Source organism: Bradyrhizobium uaiense, assembly GCF_010811875.1.
Lineage (GTDB): Bacteria > Pseudomonadota > Alphaproteobacteria > Rhizobiales > Xanthobacteraceae > Bradyrhizobium > Bradyrhizobium uaiense.
Genome location: NZ_VKHP01000048.1, coordinates 1 through 18024 on the forward strand (window position 1 = coordinate 1; position 18024 = coordinate 18024).

Below are 18024 nucleotides of genomic sequence, written 5' to 3' on the forward strand. Positions count from 1 at the left end.
CAAACAAGCACAGCAGAGCTGCGCCGATGAAACCGACAAAGCTGCGCCGCATCATGGGTCGCTCCTGATCCTGTCGCAAGACATTCCTCGGCATGATGGCTGTGGGTGAGGGACAGGCGAACGTCGTGTCCATCGACGATGATGCACAAATGTTGACGTATTGTCGATTGATTGGATCGCAGAAACCATGCGCCTGCTCGACGGACGCCCAGATCGCGGCAGTGGGGCGAGCAGGGTGGGTGCTAAATCCAGGGCGTCTGCTTTCGGAGGCGAAGCGGACACTCGGCCTGACGTCAGGGATGTCGCCTTGTGACCCTAAGCGGAAGTCATGGAGCTACGTTCAATGTGGATTCAAACGGGGCGTATCCGTACCATTTTGAACTAATCGCGAGCATTGCGAAGCCGGGCTCCACACGCTGCACTGCGGCCGCGCGGCGATCAGGCCGCGGCACACGGAGCTCGGTCGGCATGATAGGATAGGGCACGGCCCACCGAGGCGGGGCCATTGAACAGACAGCGCGAGATTGTCTCTGTCTCGCGAGAATGTCTCCGTCCCAATCTCTGTCTTAAGAAGGGAGGACACTTCATGCCGAGAAAAGAGATTCTCGACCAGATCCAGAAGTATATCCACCCGTTCCGCATTTCCAGCGGCAAGGGCTTTCAGCTGAAGGACTTCGACCCCGGCGACACGCGCGGTCTGAACATGGAAAAGGACGAGGCTGCCGACCTTCTTCAACGCGGCACTCGGTGGCTCGCAGAAGAACAGGACATGCTCTATGCCCAGGACCGTTGGTCGTTGCTCCTCTTGTTCCAGGCCATGGATGCGGCTGGCAAAGACGGCACGATCAAGCACGTCATGTCGGGGGTGAATCCGCAGGGCTGCCAGGTCTTTTCGTTCAAGCAGCCCTCGCGGGAGGATCTCGCACATGACTTCATGTGGCGCTACGTCACGCGGCTGCCGGAGCGTGGTCGAATCGGAATCTTCAATCGTTCCTACTACGAGGAGGTCCTCGTTGTGCGCGTTCACGAGGAAATCTTGAAGCGGCAGAGGCTGCCGCCGTCGTTCATGGGCACGCGGATCTGGGACGAGCGGCTGGCGGACATTGCACACTTCGAGGATTACCTTACCCGGCAGGGCATAATCATCCTCAAGTTCTTCCTGCATGTGTCGCGCGAAGAGCAGAAAAAGCGCTTCATGAAGCGCCTCGAAAATCCAGAGAAGAATTGGAAGTTCTCTCCATCGGACGTGCACGAGCGCAAGTTCTGGCGCGACTATATGAGCGCGTTCGAGGCGGCGATCGCGGCCACTGCATCGGAGCAGGCGCCGTGGTACGTGGTGCCGGCCGACAACAAGTGGTTCACCCGTCTTGTCGTCGCCGCGGCGATCGTGGAGGCTGTGGAGAAGCTCGACCTTGCATATCCCAAGGTGAGCCCGGAGCAGAAGAAGGAGCTGGCGGCGGCTCGTTCGCAGCTTGCGCGGGAAGCCTAGTTTCCAATCTCGAACGTAGCTCGACAAGAGATCGAACCACGCGCGCAATCGTGCGAAAGGGAGAGGTTTACGCGCCGGCTTCCGCGGCGACAACAGCTTTCCGCAGAATGCCCGACGAGCGAATGACAAGCTTCTCCGCCTCCACGACAAGGAAGAGCAGAATCCCGCCCGAAAGAAGCCAGGGCCACACCCAAAGCGGGATGGCTTCGTTGCCAAACATTGCCTGGACCGGTGGTGCGTAGGTGAAAATCAGTTGCAGGATCACGACGGCAATGATGCCGAGCGGCAAATACGTGTTGCCCATATGCGCCTTCAAGGAGAGCGACGAATCGAGCAGGTAGCGGCTATTCAGCAAATAGAACACTTGGCCGATTGTGATGGCATTGACGGCCACCGTTCGGGCAAGCCCTTCCGATGCGCCTTGCGCCTTCATCCAGAAGAACGCGAGCAAGGTGTAGGCAAGCAGCGCCGAGCCGACAAAGATGATCCGCCAAATCCCGAAGCCAGTCACGATCGGGCGATCAACTGCGCGCGGGGACCGCTGCATCACATCGATCTCGTGCGGCTCGAAGGAGATGACCAGGCCAAGCGCGACCGAAGTTACCATATTGACCCAGAGTACCTGTGGGGCCGTGATCGGCATCGTGAACCCGACCAAGATTGCCGCCGCAATGACCAGCGCCTGCGCGACGTTGGTGGGCAGCAGGAATAGCATGGCCTTCTCGATGTTGTTGTAGACAGTGCGCCCCTCCTTCACCGCCGCCGAGATCGAGGCGAAATTGTCGTCGGCCAGGATCATTTCGGCGGCCTCCTTCGTGACCTCGGTGCCTTTGATACCCATCGCAACCCCAATGTCGGCCTTCTTGAGAGAGGGAGCGTCGTTCACACCATCGCCTGTCATCGCCACAATTTGACCGTTGGCCTGGATCGCTTTCACCAAGCGTAGCTTGTGTTCGGGGCTGGCGCGCGCGAAGACGTCAACGGCGCGGACGCGTTCCTGCAACGTCGCGGTGTCCATGTCCTCGATTTCGGCGCCCGTGATCGCGGTCCTTCCGTCGCCGAGCCCAAGCATCTTGGCGATGGCGGCGGCGGTGATCTTGTGGTCACCGGTGATCATGGTGACACGGATGCCGCCACCGTGGCACTCCTTGACGGCTTCGATTGCCTCTTTTCGCGGCGGGTCCAGCAGGCCGATCAGGCCGAGCAAGACCAGCGTCCTTGGCAGGTCGGCCGCAGTGAGAGCACCAGCCTTCAGATTCGGATTCTGCAGCCAGGCGAGCGCCAGCACACGTTCGCCTTGGGCCGCAAGCCTGTCCGATTGTGTGAGGAAGTGCTCGCGGTCAAGCGGGCTCGACTGGCCGTCGCCTGTCTGCTGGCGATCACAGTGCTCGATGATCACTTCGGGGGCGCCTTTGACGAGCAGGACTTGCTCTCCGCCCGCGGTTCTTTGGAGCGTCGCCATGAACTTGTGTTCGGATTCGAACGGAATGACGTCGATGCGCGGAGATGCAGCCTGCTCCGTCTGCCGATCCAGACCGAGCTTGGCCGCGAATGGATAGAGCGCGCCTTCAGTCGGATCGCCCTCCACCTTCCAGGTGCTTTCCTCCTTGAACAATTCCGCATCGTTGCAAAGCACGGAGACCCGGCCCATCAGCGCAAGCACGGCGTCCTTGCCCGCGGGCTGTCCGTTCGTTCTGATTTCCCCCTCCGGGGAATAGCCATCGCCCGTGACTTGATACGCGGAATTAGCTGTGACGGCGGAAACCACCATCATCTCCATGAGCGTCAGCGTACCCGTCTTGTCCGAGCAAATCCGCGACACCGAGCCGAGTGTCTCGACTGCGGGTAACCGGCGGATAATGGCATTGCGCTGGGCCATGCGCTGGACGCCGATGGCCAGGGTGATCGTGATGAGTGCAGGCAGTCCTTCCGGGATGAGCGATACGGCGATGCCGACGACTGCCTGGAACAGCTCCACAAAGTCGATACCCTTCATCCACTTGCCGTAGGCGAAGATCAGCACGCTGATCACCCCGATCGCCATGGTGATGGCGTAGCCGAATTTTTTGATTTGGCGCAGCAGCGGAGTCTCTAGAGGGCTGACATCGGCAAGCAACTGGTTGATACGACCAAGTTCCGTCTCACTGCCGGTCGCGACGACCAATCCGGCCGCGCGACCGGATACGACCATGGTGCCGGAAAATGCCATGCATTCGCGATCCCCGACTGTCGCGTTCGCAGACACCACGTCGACGCTCTTTTCCGCCGGCACCGATTCGCCAGTGAGGGCCGCCTCTTCGGTCCGCAAGTTCTTCGTCTCGAAAAGGCGTAGATCCGCTGGAATCTTGTCGCCTGACTCCAGGAGCACGACGTCCCCCGGAACGACCTGCTCCGCGGGAATCATGCGGGTCTCTCCACCGCGTACCGTCCGCGCTTCGGCGGACAGCATGTTGCGGATGGAATCCAGTGCCTTCTCGGCCTTACCCTCCTGAATGAACCCGAGGAGCGCGTTGAGAACAACGACGCCAAATATGATTGCCGCGTCGACCCATAGGTTCAGCATCAGCTTGGTGAATCCTGCGGCGAGCAGCACATAGACCAGGATGTTGTTGAACTGCGCGAGAAGCCTGGCAAATGGGCCCCGTTTTCTGCCTTCCGGCAAACGGTTCGGCCCGTATTTTCGAAGTCGGGCCGCTGCCTCAGCCGGGTTAAGCCCGTTTTCGCCACTGGTAGCCAGCCGCCTAATGACCTCGTGTTGAGGTGTCGCGTGCCAAGGCCGCAGCTCATTGGCCGTGTTCGCATTCGCTGTTGTGCTCATGCTCATGCTCGCCCGATGAAGAGGTGGTCGCCTTAGCGGGCGCAATGGCCTCGAGGGGCTGTGCGCAAGACGTCGGTATCGCTCATCGATCGATCAACGCGCGGGACGGCAAACACCCGATATCGAAGCTCGCCCTAAGTGCGAACAGGACGGCTGCCATAGTGCGGATGACGACCGCCGCGATGACGCCAGTGGCGATGCTTCGCCGGGTTTGTATTTCTGTTAGGTGTCGCGCTCCCGGTTGCGGGTGTGACGGATTGCTTTGGCGTGGGCGTGCCCTGGCCGCTTGACTGGGCCAGTGACGGGATTGCGGCGACAGCCGTAACCAATCCGCCAACGATCAAAGCGCCGCAGACAGTCCGGATCTTCATGCTCGCCTCCAGGTAGCAGCGGGACGCCACGACTCTAAATCGAGATTGCTCCGACGGCCAGCAATTGAAAAAAGCGCGCTTGGCGCTCCAGTCACTCGCTGGCTCTCCACCTCTGGCCCGGTGCGATTGGACAAAGATGCTGTCCTATGCAGTTTGTGCTGGCCATCTGCCGTTTGGGACGAAGATGATCCTTACTCGCTTTACCATCAGTCGGATTTCCGCTTTTGGCCGATTTTGTTGCAAAAGTCGGCTGTTGGCGGTGGATCGTTGGCTATTCGGCTATAGACGGCCGGCGTTGATCCGCCTGTCCTGGCGCTCTCTACGCAACTCGAACGCTAGGCGACGCACAGAGCCTGAGCAGGTGGTGGACGAGCGACCAGCGACGCGAGCCGTCGCAGGTTCTGCGCGATGGCAGCCAGAACAAACTCGTCCTGTGCGCCTCGTGGTCCGCGCAGTCGAAGCCGACCGAGCCTGAGAATGCGCTTCAGGTGTGCAAACCGCATCTCGATCTTCTTGCGCTGACGCCGCGACGTCTCGAAGCCTTCGGTGCCAACAAACGAGCGGGCAACGTCCGGGGCGTGCTCATGGATGTCGCGCGGGATCTTGCGCGATGGCTCCTTTGGGCAGCACTGCGGTTTGAGAGGGCATACCTGACAGTCGAGTTTACTCGCACGATACAGAAGCGTCTTGCCCTCGTGCACGGTGCCGCTCGTTCCGAGCTGCTTTCCGCTGGGGCAGTGGTAGACGTCGCTGGTCGGATCATATCGAAAGTCGCTGCGCGAGAAGGTGCCGTCATCCCGCTTCGACTTGTCGAACACGGGGATATGTGGCGCGATGCCCTTCTCCTCGACCAGCCAGTTCAGCATCGGAGCCGCCCCGTGAATCTGTCTAGTGCGTTGAATTGGTCGACCATCTTCGCCCACAGTCCATTTCCGCCCGTGACTAAGTGCCGCGGAAGATTATGGCCGCCAGCTATCCAGCACCTCGCCTGCTTCCGCGAGCTCGATCTGAACATCGAAGCGCTGGGCGTAGAGGTGAAGGGAGGCCTCATGGGCAGCATCGGACGAGGAGCACAAACCATCCTTCACAACGATGACGCGGTAGCCGATGTCAACGGCAGCGAGAACCGTTGCAAGCACGCAGACATCGGTCTCGGAGCCGGTCACGAGCAACGTATCGACATGCTTCTCATGCAGGTAGGTCCGCAACGTACCGGTTGCGAAGGCTGAATAAACCGGCTTGTCGATGGAATGCGCGGGCGGGGCGAAATCTTCAAGCTCGGGCACCAGACGCAACAGATCGAGGTCCATTGTGCTGCGCGTCACCTTCGGCCATTTCTCGTAGTAAGCGCGCCACATGCCAGCTGCGTCGCCGGGCTCGACCGGCGGAATGAAGCGCGTGAAGATGGTGCGCTCGGGCGCGCGGACCACGAGCGCCCGAATGACCGGCACGACGCGCGGCATCCATGGCGTCGGCCAGGGGCCGCCCGCGGCAAAGAGGCGCTGCATGTCGATGCAGAGGTGCGCGGTACGGTCGCCGGGTGAGGCCTTAAGCTGCCCCATGGCCGGCTCCCCGATGCCAGAGCGGAAAACCGTACCATGCCGTCAGGAGGGAAACGAACGCAGCAGTGCCGATCGCAATGGCGCTGCGGGCATCCTCGCTTACGATGTAAAGCACGACCGAGATGTCGGCGGCGATTCCGAGCGCAAGCGGCAGCACGGCGGCGATCACGAGCGCGGAACCGATGTGGAAGAATTGCGGATCATCCTCGCCGTGATAGGCGAGGCGATGCAGCGATGCCGGGGTCATCAGGAGAAGAACCGAAAGCGCCACGGCCAGAAGCCCTGTCGCATGGACGGACTGCATCCAGCCGGGCAGGGCCTGAAAAGATCTTGTCAGCGCCGCCACGAACTGAAAGCCGAGCAGCGCCTGCCCGCCCGGAATGATGACACGGGCTTCGGTCAGAAGCTGTTCGATCTTGCTTTTGAGCGGCGTCACGCTCTCCGGCGGCAGCGGTTTGGCTTTGCGCCGCAACACCATTCCGAGCCCAAAGAGCAAGCCAAGCCCGATTGCGGCCAACCCCGCTCCTGCGGCTACCCCAAATTCCGGCCCGGCCAGGAAATCGAAAACAACGAAGGCCGATGCGCCAAGGCCAAGCGTCAGCGGCAGTAGGCTCCAGCCGGTCAGGCTTGTCGCGACATGCAACGCTCGGTGCCGGCTTTGGCCGTTGCAGGCGATGCGGTGATACATTGAGGGGGCAATCAGGAGACCAACGCTGCCGCAGAGCAGTACCAGCGCCGCGCACTGGAGCGAATGCCCGGCTGGCGAGACATCCCGGAAAAGCTCCTGAAATACTCCTTGAAAGGCGAAGCCGAACAGAACCTGTGCGCCGAGGATAAGAAGGCGGGATTCATCGAGCGCAGTCTTCAGCTTGGCATCGAGTTCTTTCGACATCGCATTGCTATGAACCTTTTGCGACGTACGCCGGTTCCAAAGATAGAATGCGGCTGTCGTGCTGCGGGCCTTCGCGGAGGGGAACGAGGGCCGCCTAGGTGGGTGCAACTCGATCTCGGGAGTTCACCAATTCCTCGATCGCGATTGCGCTCTCGGCCTCGCTCGCCTTTTTGGAAAGGTTGGGTGGGGCTTGGGAGCGTCCGTCATCGATCACGTGAAATTGCGCGTTGCACGCACCGACCGGTTCGACTTCAGCGGCAGCACAACAGCAAGCCATGTCAGCGCCTGCTGAGGCGGCCTTATTTCCCCTTGTCCGCGTGTCGTTCACCGTCCGGAGAATTGCGGCCGGGTGTCCGCATTGATGGCTCGGATGCGAGCCGTCGGCTCGCGCCGAACCCCATCGATAAGACCGGCGGCCGGCAAGACACCCGCGTAGGGCGGGGCGTTTCTTCAGCGCCTCGACCTAAAAGCCACTTCCGCGTACGCCCTCCGCGCGCGCCATAAACCCACAACGCAGTCACGTTGTCGGGGCCGCGTCGGCGGTGGCAGCGTGTGCTCTATTGGGCTACGGGCCGAGACCTCGTGATTGCTTCGAGGCCTTTCTTGGGGGCTCTTTTCGCTATCTGGCGCGATCGCCATCCCCCACCAGGAGCCTGTTTGGGCCTGTTACCGATTGCCGTGCTGACCGGATCCCAAGCCAAACCAAAGACCGGCCACAGTCCTCTAATCACGGCAAGGTGATCGCCAGCCCTTGTGCGTGCCCATTTTGTGCCCTGGCAAATTCGGGGCATGCAGGGAGGGATCTCAATAAATAACTATTTGATTTCATGGGGTTAATGGTGGACGCACAAGGGATCGAACCTTGGACCTCTCCCGTGTGAACCACAATTCCTAGACCGCGGTCAACCTAATTTGGCCATAGAGAATTGCAAAAACCCTTGCAAAGAAGGGGTTTTTGGCCATGCGCGACCGTAAGCGGCCATAGCGGGCCTTTCTACATTTTGTGGGCCCGCGATGTGCCCCAGCTGAATTTTTCCCTTGGGGCACACAGAGCCGGGAACGTGAAGGGAAAGGTTTGTGGTCCCCTTGGCTCGCTCCTGGATGTGTCCGGGACAGACGGAAGAAGGGCAGGAGCGATGGAAACGAATGAGGAAGATATCGGCGCCGAAATGGCGCCGACACACCTGAAACTCACGGATGCAGCGATCCGTGCAGCAACGCTGCCACCGGGCAAGTCGCAGCACTATCTGCGCGACACAGAGCAGCCGGGACTCGCGATCAGAATGCGCGCAACCGGCGGCAGGACCTGGGTCTACCTTTTCACCAAACCCGGGATACGGGGTACTCAACGAAAGACACTGGGCGCTTGGCCCAAATTCAACGAGAAGGCGGCCCGCCAGGCCGCGACGATCGCTGCTGGCGACGTGATCAAGGGATTAGATCCGAACCAGGCCAAGCGCGAGGCCAAACAGCAGCAGCTGGTCGAGAAGAAGAGCACCACCCTAGCAATCCTGATCGTCGAAGATGGCCCATACGAAACCTCCTTGACCGGACGCCAGGTCGTCAACTGGAAGCCGGCAATGTCGGCGTTGCGACGCGGCCTCAAGGATCATTTGAACCTCGCCATCGGCAAGCTCACCCGACGGCAAATCATGGCGGCGGTGGATAGCGTCGCCACGACCGGCAAGCGCGGCGCAGCAAAGGACTTGCGCAAGCACACGCATACCTTCCTCGAATGGTGTGTCGGAGAAGGTTATATCGAACATAACGTGCTCGCCGGCTATCGCGCACCCAAGGAAACCCGTGCGCAGAGGGTCGGGCGTCGAACGAAGGGTCGCGCGCTGGCCGATGAGGAGATCATCAAGGTCTGGCACGCAGCCGGCAAGCTCGGAGCTTTTGGTCAACTAGTTCGATTGTGCCTTTTAGGTGGTCCACGCCGCAGCGAGCCAACAATGACCGAGTGGCGAAAGCACATCATGGATGACCGCATCACTTTCGATCAGGCGTGGACCAAGATGGGCCTGCACCACGATGTGCCACGGACCCACCTCGTTGATGAGGTGCTCACGGCCGCGAAACATTTCCAGCGCGCAACGTCCGATTATGTTTTCCCATCACCGAAGACCGGCGGCCAGATGTCGGGCTTCACCAAGATGGTCAAACGCCTAGTCAAGGAAGCGGCTGTCGCTAAGTTCACCATGCATGACTTGAGGCGCAGCTTGCGGACCATCATGTCGCGCTGCGGCTACGATAATGAAATCCAGCGGCTATGTGTCGGGCAAAAGCCGCGGGGCATTGATCAGGTTTACAATCACGACGAACAATGGATCATCCGCAAAATGGCGTTCGAAGCGGCTCATGACTACATCGCGGAGCTGGTCGGCGCGAAACAGGTCGGTAAGGTCGTGCGTCTGCAGCGGACGAATCCGCTCGATCCCATCAAGGCCGAGCTGCTCGCCCGTCTGCGCGAGCATTATGCGGCTGGGGCGGCTTAGCCGCCTTATCGCATTTGGCAAGATAGTCACGCACCGCATCGACACGATATAGCGGGCGGCCATCCACATAGCGCCATCTCAGCGGGTGACTCGGATCGCGCCGCCACTGCTCCAGCGCTCCCGGTGTGCGCCGGACGACTGCGGCCGTCTCTAATGCCGTCAAATTGGCGCTGCCAGGTAGCGTATCGACATCGAACGCCGCAGGCGGCGGCACGCCGCGGTTCTTGCGACGACGCTTTGTGGCAGGCGGCATTTGTGTACCGCCTGGCAACCGAAATACTTCGACCGGCGTCTTTTCGTCCTCGCCGCGCATGCTTTTGCCCCGTGATGGTCTGAGGCAAGAAGGTCGTAGACTTCTCCGGCAAGCAAGACATCAAGCGCGCAGGTATGGCTCTTGGGTAGCTGTGGCGGACAAAAAGGACGGGCCGGTTCGACTGTCCTGGGGCCCGCCGAGAGCGCTTTCTCGCTTTCAATCCGACAAACGAACAGCCGGAACCGCATCTCGGCGATCTACCTGGCTTGCAGTGCTATTCGGGTACTCCAGTTGCGGGGTCGTCGGCCCGCACGGAAGTCTGCAACTGGGCTGGATCGACTTTCTTGCGCTGCGCCCATTCCACGAGATTCTTTGGCCGGTAGGTCGGGTCGGCTCGCCACCGCTTGAAGACGCTGGCGTCGATCGTTTCGTTGATGTTGATGTGGCTGCCATCGTCCCTCTCATCGGGGTCGCGGCCGATGGTGCGGTAGAGTGGCGGAAAGACCTTGGCGTAGTATCCGGCTAGGAAGGCGCCGTAGGAATCGGTGGTCGGTGCAGTCACGGAATCTCCGTCAAGATCGACTTCCGAGCGGAACGAAAGACCGAGCAATTCCGCCTTCTTCATCATCCAGCGCAGGGGCGCCTGATTCAGAAGGTCGGTTTCGTAGCCGCCTCCCACGTTGGCATGCGCGCCTACGAACCAGCGCTGCTCGACGCCCGACAGCGGCCGCGGCGGAGGGACAGGCGCGCCCGGGTCTTTCGAATGATGGACGTCCCAGAGGGTGGGAGCGAAATCAGGCCGATGCTCGTCGATGGCGATGGCGTGATATCCGTTCTGGATAGGCAGCCGCAGCCCCGTCTGAAGGTAATCGAATTGCGAGCGGCTGATGCCCTGAATGTTTCCGGCCGCAACGCCGACGGATCCCACCGTATCCCATACTCCAATCATCTTCACGTTCGCTGGCTGGGAATATTTGAGCAACCATCGTTCCTGTTCGGTCAGTTTGCCGATGTCGCCGGAAGCTTCCATTTCCTTCAGTTTCCAGATCGTTTCCTCGTTACCCTTCCGGTAACGCTCGAACAGCTCAGAGACCCCGATGGGCGAGCCGGCCTTCAGGGCGCCGTCGAGGGCGACCAAATTCGCCAACGCTCTCGCGGTGAATGCACCCCGACTGAAGCCGAAGATGAAGATCTCGTCGCCGTCATTGTAGTTCTCGACGATCCACTCATAGGCAAGGCGAATGTTCTCATCGAGCCCTTGACCGAAGACGCCACCCAAGAAGCCGTTGACTCCGATCTCGTAGTAGACGAGCTGGGGCTTGCCGTCCTGGCTCTTCGACGCACAAAGCGCCCGCATTCGCCAGACGTTCGTGTTGCTGTTGATGCTGTTCCATGTGCCGTCGAGGAATATGGCGAGGCGTTTCTTCTGCAGCTCGGCGCCCGCGAAGGAGGGCTGACTCCCACTCTTCTCCGCAGGTCGTCCGATGAATACGCCGATCCATACGATGGCTATGATGGCAAGCAAAAGGCCGATGGAGTGACCGACCCGTTCAGTCAACCTCAGAAATTTCTTCATCACATGCTTCCAATTGGCCGCCAAGACGATGCGCGGCGGACTGAGGTCATGCCTCAATCCATGATCATCGAAGGTTGGTAGCTCTTGTTGCCGCGCCGATCGAAATCGAACTCGTAGACGATGCACGGCGCAATCGCCTGGTGCTGCTGAGCCACGCGACGCGCGCGATGTCGTCGAAGTCGGAGATCGAATGGCCCGAGATAAACTCCTTCAATCTGGACGACATGGTCAAGCAGCCGCTGCCTTCGGTCGATCGGCAAATGACCAACTTGCTGGCGTGGGCCGCGGCAGATCTGGACGACGATCAACTTGGCGCGGTTGAGTTGCCCGACGAAGAGGATCTCACCGCAGTGATCGGCACGCTCGACGGGCAGCGGGTTGACGAACTTATCTCAGAGACGGCCAAGGCTGGCTTGATTCGACTCGTGCCCGATCATGCGATCTCGATTACGCCGGCCGGGTGGGAACGACTACGACCAGCGGCAAAATCGGAAGCGCGGTCGGAAGCTGCGGCGCCGACACTGATCTCTACGAAAGCGGGTGCGACCGTCAAGGCGCACTGCGGCGTTTTCCAAGGCGAGAAGAATTCCTGGCTCCGTGCCGAATACACGGACATGGGGGGCGATGGCACCGCTTCTTGGAGCGAAACCTATCAGACAATACAGTGCTGCGGATGCGACAAGCTATCCATACGGCGCGAGGTTTGGCGATCAGAGTGGGATGAGGCCGACTTCGATGACCAAGGTAGGCCTGTAACGCGTCGCGGCGCTAAGGTGACGTACTATCCGGCGCAGACCGTCTGGGCAAAACCGCCCTGGGCCGAAGCCCTCGGCGACGAGGTCCTCAGAGATGTTCTCGACGAATCCTATCTTGCCCTCAATAGTGGATTGCGGATGCTCGCGTCGGTTGGGGCCCGCACCTTGCTGGACAGAGCCGGAAATATCCTCGTCGGCGATGTGAAGGGTGGATTCGAAGGCAAGCTTTCCGCGCTGGCGACCGCCGGACGCATCAGCCAATCGGACAAGGAGGCGCTTGACGCGGTTGCCGATGCAGGCAACGCGTCGGCGCATCGCGGCTACGCTCCTGAAGCCGAACGCCTGAACCATATCTTCGACATCATAGAGAATTTCCTGGAGCGTGCGTTCATTCTCACGCCGGCGGCAGCAGAAATCCGCAAAGCCACGCCTCCACGTCCCAAGCGGCTTTGATGAAAAGTGTGCGTTGGCCAAATAACGCGATGGGGAGTATCGGACCCCGTTGACGGCTGTGGAGGTCTCGCCCGCCCGAGGCCCTTCTGACCCGCGCAAAATATGTGAATTTCTGTGGCTGACGTGTGGCGTTTCCGGACCGCACTGCTATTGATGAATTTACGAGGTCTCCCCTCGCATACGCGCTGTCGTAACTGCGGCGTAAGAGCGAAAGTCTCATCAAGGATCTTGCGCGCCACGTTGCTCGCTGAATGCCTGGCGTGATTGGAAGGGAGACCTCGTGCCCAGCTTCGCATCGTTCTTCGTCACTCCGGTCCGCGTCAGCGTTCCAAACGAGCTTACGAGCGAAGCCGAATTGCTGAAGTTTCTTGCCTTGTCGACAGCTGAGCTCAAGAAGATCTGGTGGTTTCGTGGCCGGATGTATCAGAAATTCGAGATTTCGAAGGGCGAAGGAAAGAAGCGCGTCATAAGCGCGCCGGACCATCGGCTGAAGATGCTGCAGACCAAGATCGCGTCTTCGCTCACGCCGATATGCAGACCCAGGAATCCCGTTCATGGCTTCGTAGATGGCCGTTCGGTCAAAACGAATGCCACGGCTCATCGCCGAAGCAAGTTCGTGATGAACTTGGATATCGAAGGTTTCTTCTCGGCCATTACGGAAGGACGCGTCTCCGGACTGATGAGCGCGCTCGGTATCGATAGCCGTGTCGCTGAAATCCTGGCGAGGATCTGCTGCAACGAGGGTGTCCTGCCGCAAGGTGCCCCTAGCAGTCCGATAATCTCCAACATGATCTGCTTCCGGATGGACAAGGAATTGCAGACGATCGCGAAGGAAAGCCGCTGCATCTATACCAGATACGCTGACGATATCACGTTCTCCAGCTACCAGCCGCTGACACTGCTGTTTGAAGGACCTACGCCCCCGGCCGGCAAATTCTCGCCCGAACTGCTCAAAGACCGGCTTCGTGGAGCTTTCCGATCCAATGGCTTCGCAATCAATCCGCAGAAGGTCCACTACGCCGACAAGTATTCACGCCGAACGGTAACCGGCCTGAAGATCAACGAGCTCGTCAACGTCGACAGGAAATTCGTGCGAAACATCCGCGCGGCGTTATTCGTGACTGAAAAGCAGGGCGCTACGAGCGCCCAGAAGATTCTCAAGGACAAGTATGGTCGCGAAGCGGCTCTCGCCTCGCACCTTCGGGGACGGATATCCTGGGTGGGGCACATCAAGGGACCTTCGGATCCGATCTTTCGCGGTCTCGCCTTGCGCTACAACAAGCTCTTTCCCTCGGAGAAACTCGAAATCCTGCCCACGATTTTTGAGATCAGAGAGCGTGCGGTGTGGGTCGTCGAGCATTGGGGCGATACCACAACGGAAGGCAGCGTGCAGGGCACGGCTTTCTTCCTGAAATCGGTCGGTCTCGTTACGGCATCGCACTGCGTCGAGGGTGCGACCGAGATCGAGATCTATCACCCCAGCAAGCCTTCGAATAAATTCAAGGTGACGGTCGCCAAGAATGATACGCATCGCGACCTGGCTGTTCTAACGCACGAAATACCCGCCACAGAGTACTACGAGTTCGACATATCGAAGCGTACGCTCAAGGTCGGCGACATCACGACGGCGCTCGGATTTCCGAGCTTCGGGGCGGGCGACAAGATCAACGTCCGATCCGGACCGATAACGTCGTTGCCCACGAAGAGCGCCGTACCGATGATCGAGGTGACGCAAAAGCTCTCGCAAGGCATGTCCGGCGGTCCGCTGCTCGACGAGGACGGCGCTGTCGCCGGAATCAATCATAAGGGCGGACCGGGCGAGGCCAGGGATTTCGCCGTGCATGTCAAAGCGCTGACCGACTGGCTGAGTGGAGCGTAGCGTAGCTATGCAGCGTGCCGTGCGTCGCGGACGTCCTGCGGGCGGTCGAGGCCGTTGCGTATCACGAGCGATAGATTGACGTTGACGAGCGTCACCGCGTGCGAACGAGCGTCCGCGCGGCGAGAATGTCCTCTATCTGATGGAGGCGTTCCGGCGGAGCGTTGGTGGACGCGCCCAATGAAGAAAAGCCAAGTCTCCGAATAAGACCGTCAAGAGGCCGCGCAAGGCCGCCGCTGGTCAGAAGGAGATGCTGATGCCGATTGGAGGCAAGAATCAGTCGAAGGCCACTTTAAAGCCGGCCTTCTATCCTTTTCTCGAACTCAGTCGGGTAGCCAGTTCGTTCGGTATAGCCTTGCTTCCTGTACCATGTCGCAAGCCGATCTACCGGAAAGCCCAATTCGAGCGGCCATGGAGAGAGGGTGACCCATTCGTAGCCTTCCGCGCGCACGGGCCTCAACCGCTTCGAGCAGCAGCTTGCCAAGTCCGCTGCCCCGGAGCCGGGTGACAACAAACAGTTCGCACAATGCTGGGCAATTCATTTCCGGAAGCTCATCGAACGAAACGAAGCCGATCTCAGCTCCGTTCCTGCGTGCGATAAATTGTTGGGTGCGCCGTCCTTTGGAGCTCGCCAGAATGCGTTGGCTGACCTCTAAATCGTGTCCGACATATCCATCAAGTATGGCAGTAAACTCAATAATCATGAGGTCCTCTATAAACCCAGCAACGATGCGAGGGCTACCGCGGCGTCGCAGGGCGATGTTTCGCTGCGAACGCAAAAATGTCCTCGGGGGCTACCTTCTTTGCAGCAAGGAGCCGTCCGAATTCTTCCACTAGATCCGAGTAGTCGCTGTCGCGTTCCGGTGCTGGGCGAAAGTCATGCCGCTTGATGCTTAGGACGGCGACGAATCTTCATGAATCCCAATTTGAGCCGAGCATCCAATCCCGGCCTGAACTCGTGTAACAAGCCGCGCGTTGTTTCCGGTTCTGGATCTAGCTCTCTGTCCGCTAAAGGATGTTCTTTTACGGAAGTCTTTTCGTCTCTTCTGCGCCTGACGACGCGCAGGGCTTGTGCGTGGACCGAGGCCTCTTCACCCTCACGGAAGTAGACGTTTTCGTGCGCGTTGAGCCACTGCAGCTCATTTAGTGGCGCAACGTCGTCGCTCGACGAGATAGTGACAACGCGACAGTTCTTCTCGCCTAGTTTGTAGGTTTGCGTATCGTATAGCAGGATCAGATATTTCGGCGATAAAGGAAGAAAAATCTGCAGACCCGCCTGTCCTAACCCGGTGTGGCCGGCGTGTTCATTGCCTTCGAAATGCTGGTTATGCCGAACAATTGGATTATCGGACGTGATAAGTCCGAGTCCAGAGTTGTTCCGCAAAAGCTTGATCTTCAGATCGTAGACAGCCGGCACCATCCGAGATGCGACCTGAAGCGACATCAGCACCGGATCCTCGAAACCGATCTCATATTGATCGGGGTCGTCAAACTGTCCACGATAAATGGTCTTAAACAGCTTGTCCGTTGACTCTGCCATCGCGTCAGCCTCGTAACTTGTCCGCGCGGCTTGGAGCACGATGAAATGCGACAGCATGATATGCTCAGCAGAAAATGGTCGTGGAACGGCTTCGTTCTTAAGAATAGTGTTGTTTAGCCGTCAACTGGGCGACTTGTTTCGCGCCGCCGCCGGCGATGACGACACGTCGGCCGCGGCCGTATTCGGCATGCTTGCGGCGGCTGCAGGAATGATGCTCCGGCCCGAAGAGAAGAACGAGCCATTCGGGCCGATGCTCGTATTGCCAGATGGCCGCAGGTCACCAGCGCCATCCGACTTTCGCGGTCAACCCGAAGAGGTGCTAGCGACTGCCGCTCAAGCAGCGAAACACCCGGCTCTGAAGGCGAGGCTTGCAGACCTTTGCTGGGTTCTCGATCGCAAGAAAGGAAAGCTGGGGTCAGCCGCCGTCGCGGCCTACACAGACGTTGTCAGGCGCGTGGATGACGGCTCATTGATATTCCCGTTCGACGAAGGGCGGGGCGCCTTGAAACACGACGCGCGCGATCTGCTGCGACGCGCTCTTCATGTCAGCAGGGCCGTCGGATGGGACAAGACAGAGGCCGTCGCCGCCCGCGAGATGGTGGCTCACCTGCGCGCCAGGTCAATTCAGGAATCGCTTGCACTTCCTGCTTTTTGGTTCAGCGAGCTTGATCTCGATTTCAGGATTTCGGACCCCGCGGCAATCGGGACGGATGTCGAGACCATAATATCGGGTCTGCCACCAGATGCCGACGGGCATCACATTGTCGATCTGTGGCGATTAGCCGTGCGAACATATCATCTTGCAAAGCGTGATGACGACAAACATCGGGCTCAAAGCGCGGCCGCCGAGCAGTTCGTTCTGATGGCTGAACGCCAGCCCATGGCAATGATCGCGTCGTCCCTGCTATCTGACGCGATTGCCGAACTCCACGGTGTTCCCGGTAAAAAGGATCGGCGAAGGGAATTGCGTCACCGCCTGATCGATGTTCAGGCGGGAATCGCGGAAGAGATGTCGCCGTTCTCGCATCCTTTGGATATCGAGGGGATCGCAAAAGACGTCGAACGAGCCATGGTCCGTCCGACCCTTCGCGACAAGCTCTTTGTATTTGCGGCGCTCGACCAGTCGCCGGACCCTGCGCAACTCGCGGCGAGCGCATCGCAATCCATCAGGGAGCATCCGCTTTCATCGCTCTTTGGCGCATCGCACCACGATCGCGAAGGCAAAGTCGTACACCGCACGGAAGGGGCGGGGTTTGGCGACGCCGATGAGGCTGCGATTCAGGACCATATCACACGGGACGAGAGTTTTCGCCGCCAAGTAACCGTCTCGGGGCAGATTGAGGTTGCGCGCCAGTCGATCGCCCGTGAGCATTTCCTGTCTGACGATATATTTGCCGAGCTTCTAGTGCATACTCCGTTCGTACCGAACGAATTGGTAAGGACATTCAGTCGCGGCTTCCTGCGCTTCTTTCAGGGAGACTTCGTGAGCAGCCTCTATGTCCTCACGCCATTGGTTGAAAGCTCGCTACGCCATCTGCTGAAGGCCGATGGTCACGATGTCACGATCTTCGACGACGCCACGCAAACGCAACAGGACCGGACGATCTCATCCCTCTTCGAGCAAATGAGAAGCGAACTCGACGCGATACTTGGCCCCGCTATCACGACTGACATCGAGAGCGTGTTTCTTAAAAGGCCCGGCCCGCACATCCGTCATGCCTTGGCTCACGGCTTGTTGCATGACGGAGATCCCTATGGGCCTGACGCGATTTACGCTTGTTGGTTGGTCTTTCGTCTGTGTCTGATTCCGCTATTTCCTTACCGGGACCAGTTGCGCCTCCCATTTGACGAGCCGGTGCCCACGCTTTCGGCCTAGGTCGAAATCTGCCGTGCGCAGGGATCGCTCGGCCGTCCAGCAAGGAAGTCTCGACAAGCCCCTGCGCC

Annotated in this window: 11 protein-coding genes and 1 pseudogene; 5 read left to right on the forward strand and 7 right to left on the reverse strand. The window is 59.5% G+C overall.

Translation table 11 applies throughout. The features are described 5' to 3' along the window. The first annotated feature begins 586 nt into the window (after positions 1–586). Entirely contained in the window at positions 587–1489 is a 903-nt protein-coding gene (locus tag FNJ47_RS14270; protein WP_163154020.1) for a PPK2 family polyphosphate kinase, read from the forward strand. 67 nt (positions 1490–1556) lie between these two features. Here the strand turns inward: FNJ47_RS14270 and FNJ47_RS14275 are convergent, their stop codons facing one another. The 4 genes and pseudogenes from FNJ47_RS14275 to FNJ47_RS14290 form a co-directional block, all read right to left on the reverse strand. Beyond that, entirely contained in the window at positions 1557–4307 is a 2751-nt protein-coding gene (locus FNJ47_RS14275) for a cation-translocating P-type ATPase (protein ID WP_163154022.1), read from the reverse strand. Positions 4308–5013: 706 nt separating this feature from the next. Further along, positions 5014–5559: pseudogene (locus tag FNJ47_RS14280) on the reverse strand (transposase); the annotation flags it as partial. A gap of 78 nt (positions 5560–5637) precedes the next feature. Further along, entirely contained in the window at positions 5638–6240 is a 603-nt protein-coding gene (locus tag FNJ47_RS14285) for a cysteine hydrolase family protein (RefSeq protein WP_163154024.1), read from the reverse strand. Continuing rightward, positions 6227–7132 carry a DUF6328 family protein gene (locus FNJ47_RS14290; RefSeq protein ID WP_163154026.1) on the reverse strand — a complete coding sequence of 302 codons (906 nt, stop codon included), beginning with the start codon at positions 7130–7132 and terminating at the stop codon, positions 6227–6229. Before FNJ47_RS14290 ends, FNJ47_RS14285 begins: the two co-directional genes overlap by 14 nt. 1136 nt (positions 7133–8268) lie before the next feature. Here FNJ47_RS14290 and FNJ47_RS14295 point away from each other — a divergent pair. Then, on the forward strand, positions 8269–9627 hold the full coding sequence (locus FNJ47_RS14295) for a tyrosine-type recombinase/integrase (RefSeq protein ID WP_163154028.1): 1359 nt from the start codon (positions 8269–8271) through the stop codon (positions 9625–9627). 527 nt (positions 9628–10154) lie between these two features. On the opposite strand, the gene FNJ47_RS14300 is transcribed toward FNJ47_RS14295, so the two are convergent. After that, complete coding sequence (locus FNJ47_RS14300; RefSeq protein ID WP_163154030.1) at positions 10155–11456, reverse strand: T6SS phospholipase effector Tle1-like catalytic domain-containing protein; 1302 nt, start codon at positions 11454–11456, stop codon at positions 10155–10157. Between the two features lie 74 nt (positions 11457–11530). On the opposite strand from FNJ47_RS14300, the gene FNJ47_RS14305 reads away from it, so the two are divergent. Together FNJ47_RS14305 and FNJ47_RS14310 are read left to right on the forward strand one after the other, a co-directional pair. Next, the gene (locus FNJ47_RS14305) at positions 11531–12664 is read left to right on the forward strand and encodes a DUF4145 domain-containing protein (RefSeq protein ID WP_163154032.1); all 1134 of its coding nucleotides are present in this window, start codon (positions 11531–11533) and stop codon (positions 12662–12664) included. Between the two features lie 280 nt (positions 12665–12944). Beyond that, positions 12945–14543 carry a reverse transcriptase domain-containing protein gene (locus tag FNJ47_RS14310; protein WP_163154033.1) on the forward strand — a complete coding sequence of 533 codons (1599 nt, stop codon included), beginning with the start codon at positions 12945–12947 and terminating at the stop codon, positions 14541–14543. A 320-nt stretch (positions 14544–14863) separates the two neighbouring features. Here FNJ47_RS14310 and FNJ47_RS14315 read toward each other — a convergent pair whose 3' ends face one another. Next, complete coding sequence (locus tag FNJ47_RS14315) at positions 14864–15244, reverse strand: GNAT family N-acetyltransferase (protein WP_163154035.1); 381 nt, start codon at positions 15242–15244, stop codon at positions 14864–14866. Between the two features lie 173 nt (positions 15245–15417). Beyond that, the gene (locus FNJ47_RS14320; RefSeq protein ID WP_163154037.1) at positions 15418–16137 is read right to left on the reverse strand and encodes a DUF4238 domain-containing protein; all 720 of its coding nucleotides are present in this window, start codon (positions 16135–16137) and stop codon (positions 15418–15420) included. Between FNJ47_RS14320 and FNJ47_RS49845 the strand changes: the two genes are divergently transcribed. Then, the gene (locus FNJ47_RS49845; protein WP_235999877.1) at positions 16121–17956 is read left to right on the forward strand and encodes a DUF7380 domain-containing protein; all 1836 of its coding nucleotides are present in this window, start codon (positions 16121–16123) and stop codon (positions 17954–17956) included. The genes FNJ47_RS14320 and FNJ47_RS49845 overlap by 17 nt on opposite strands. Positions 17957–18024 lie beyond the last annotated feature (68 nt).

Bases quoted from the DNA above. Each gene is read 5' to 3' on its own strand.
- FNJ47_RS14290 (WP_163154026.1), bottom strand. From the start codon at position 7,132: ATGTCGAAAGAACTCGATGCCAAGCTGAAGACTGCGCTCGATGAATCC.
- FNJ47_RS14300 (WP_163154030.1), bottom strand. From the start codon at position 11,456: ATGAAGAAATTTCTGAGGTTGACTGAACGGGTCGGTCACTCCATCGGC.
- FNJ47_RS14285 (WP_163154024.1), bottom strand. From the start codon at position 6,240: ATGGGGCAGCTTAAGGCCTCACCCGGCGACCGTACCGCGCACCTCTGC.
- FNJ47_RS14315 (WP_163154035.1), bottom strand. From the start codon at position 15,244: ATGATTATTGAGTTTACTGCCATACTTGATGGATATGTCGGACACGAT.
- FNJ47_RS14270 (WP_163154020.1), top strand. From the start codon at position 587: ATGCCGAGAAAAGAGATTCTCGACCAGATCCAGAAGTATATCCACCCG.
- FNJ47_RS49845 (WP_235999877.1), top strand. From the start codon at position 16,121: ATGAAATGCGACAGCATGATATGCTCAGCAGAAAATGGTCGTGGAACG.
- FNJ47_RS14275 (WP_163154022.1), bottom strand. From the start codon at position 4,307: ATGAGCACAACAGCGAATGCGAACACGGCCAATGAGCTGCGGCCTTGG.
- FNJ47_RS14295 (WP_163154028.1), top strand. From the start codon at position 8,269: ATGGAAACGAATGAGGAAGATATCGGCGCCGAAATGGCGCCGACACAC.
- FNJ47_RS14320 (WP_163154037.1), bottom strand. From the start codon at position 16,137: ATGCTGTCGCATTTCATCGTGCTCCAAGCCGCGCGGACAAGTTACGAG.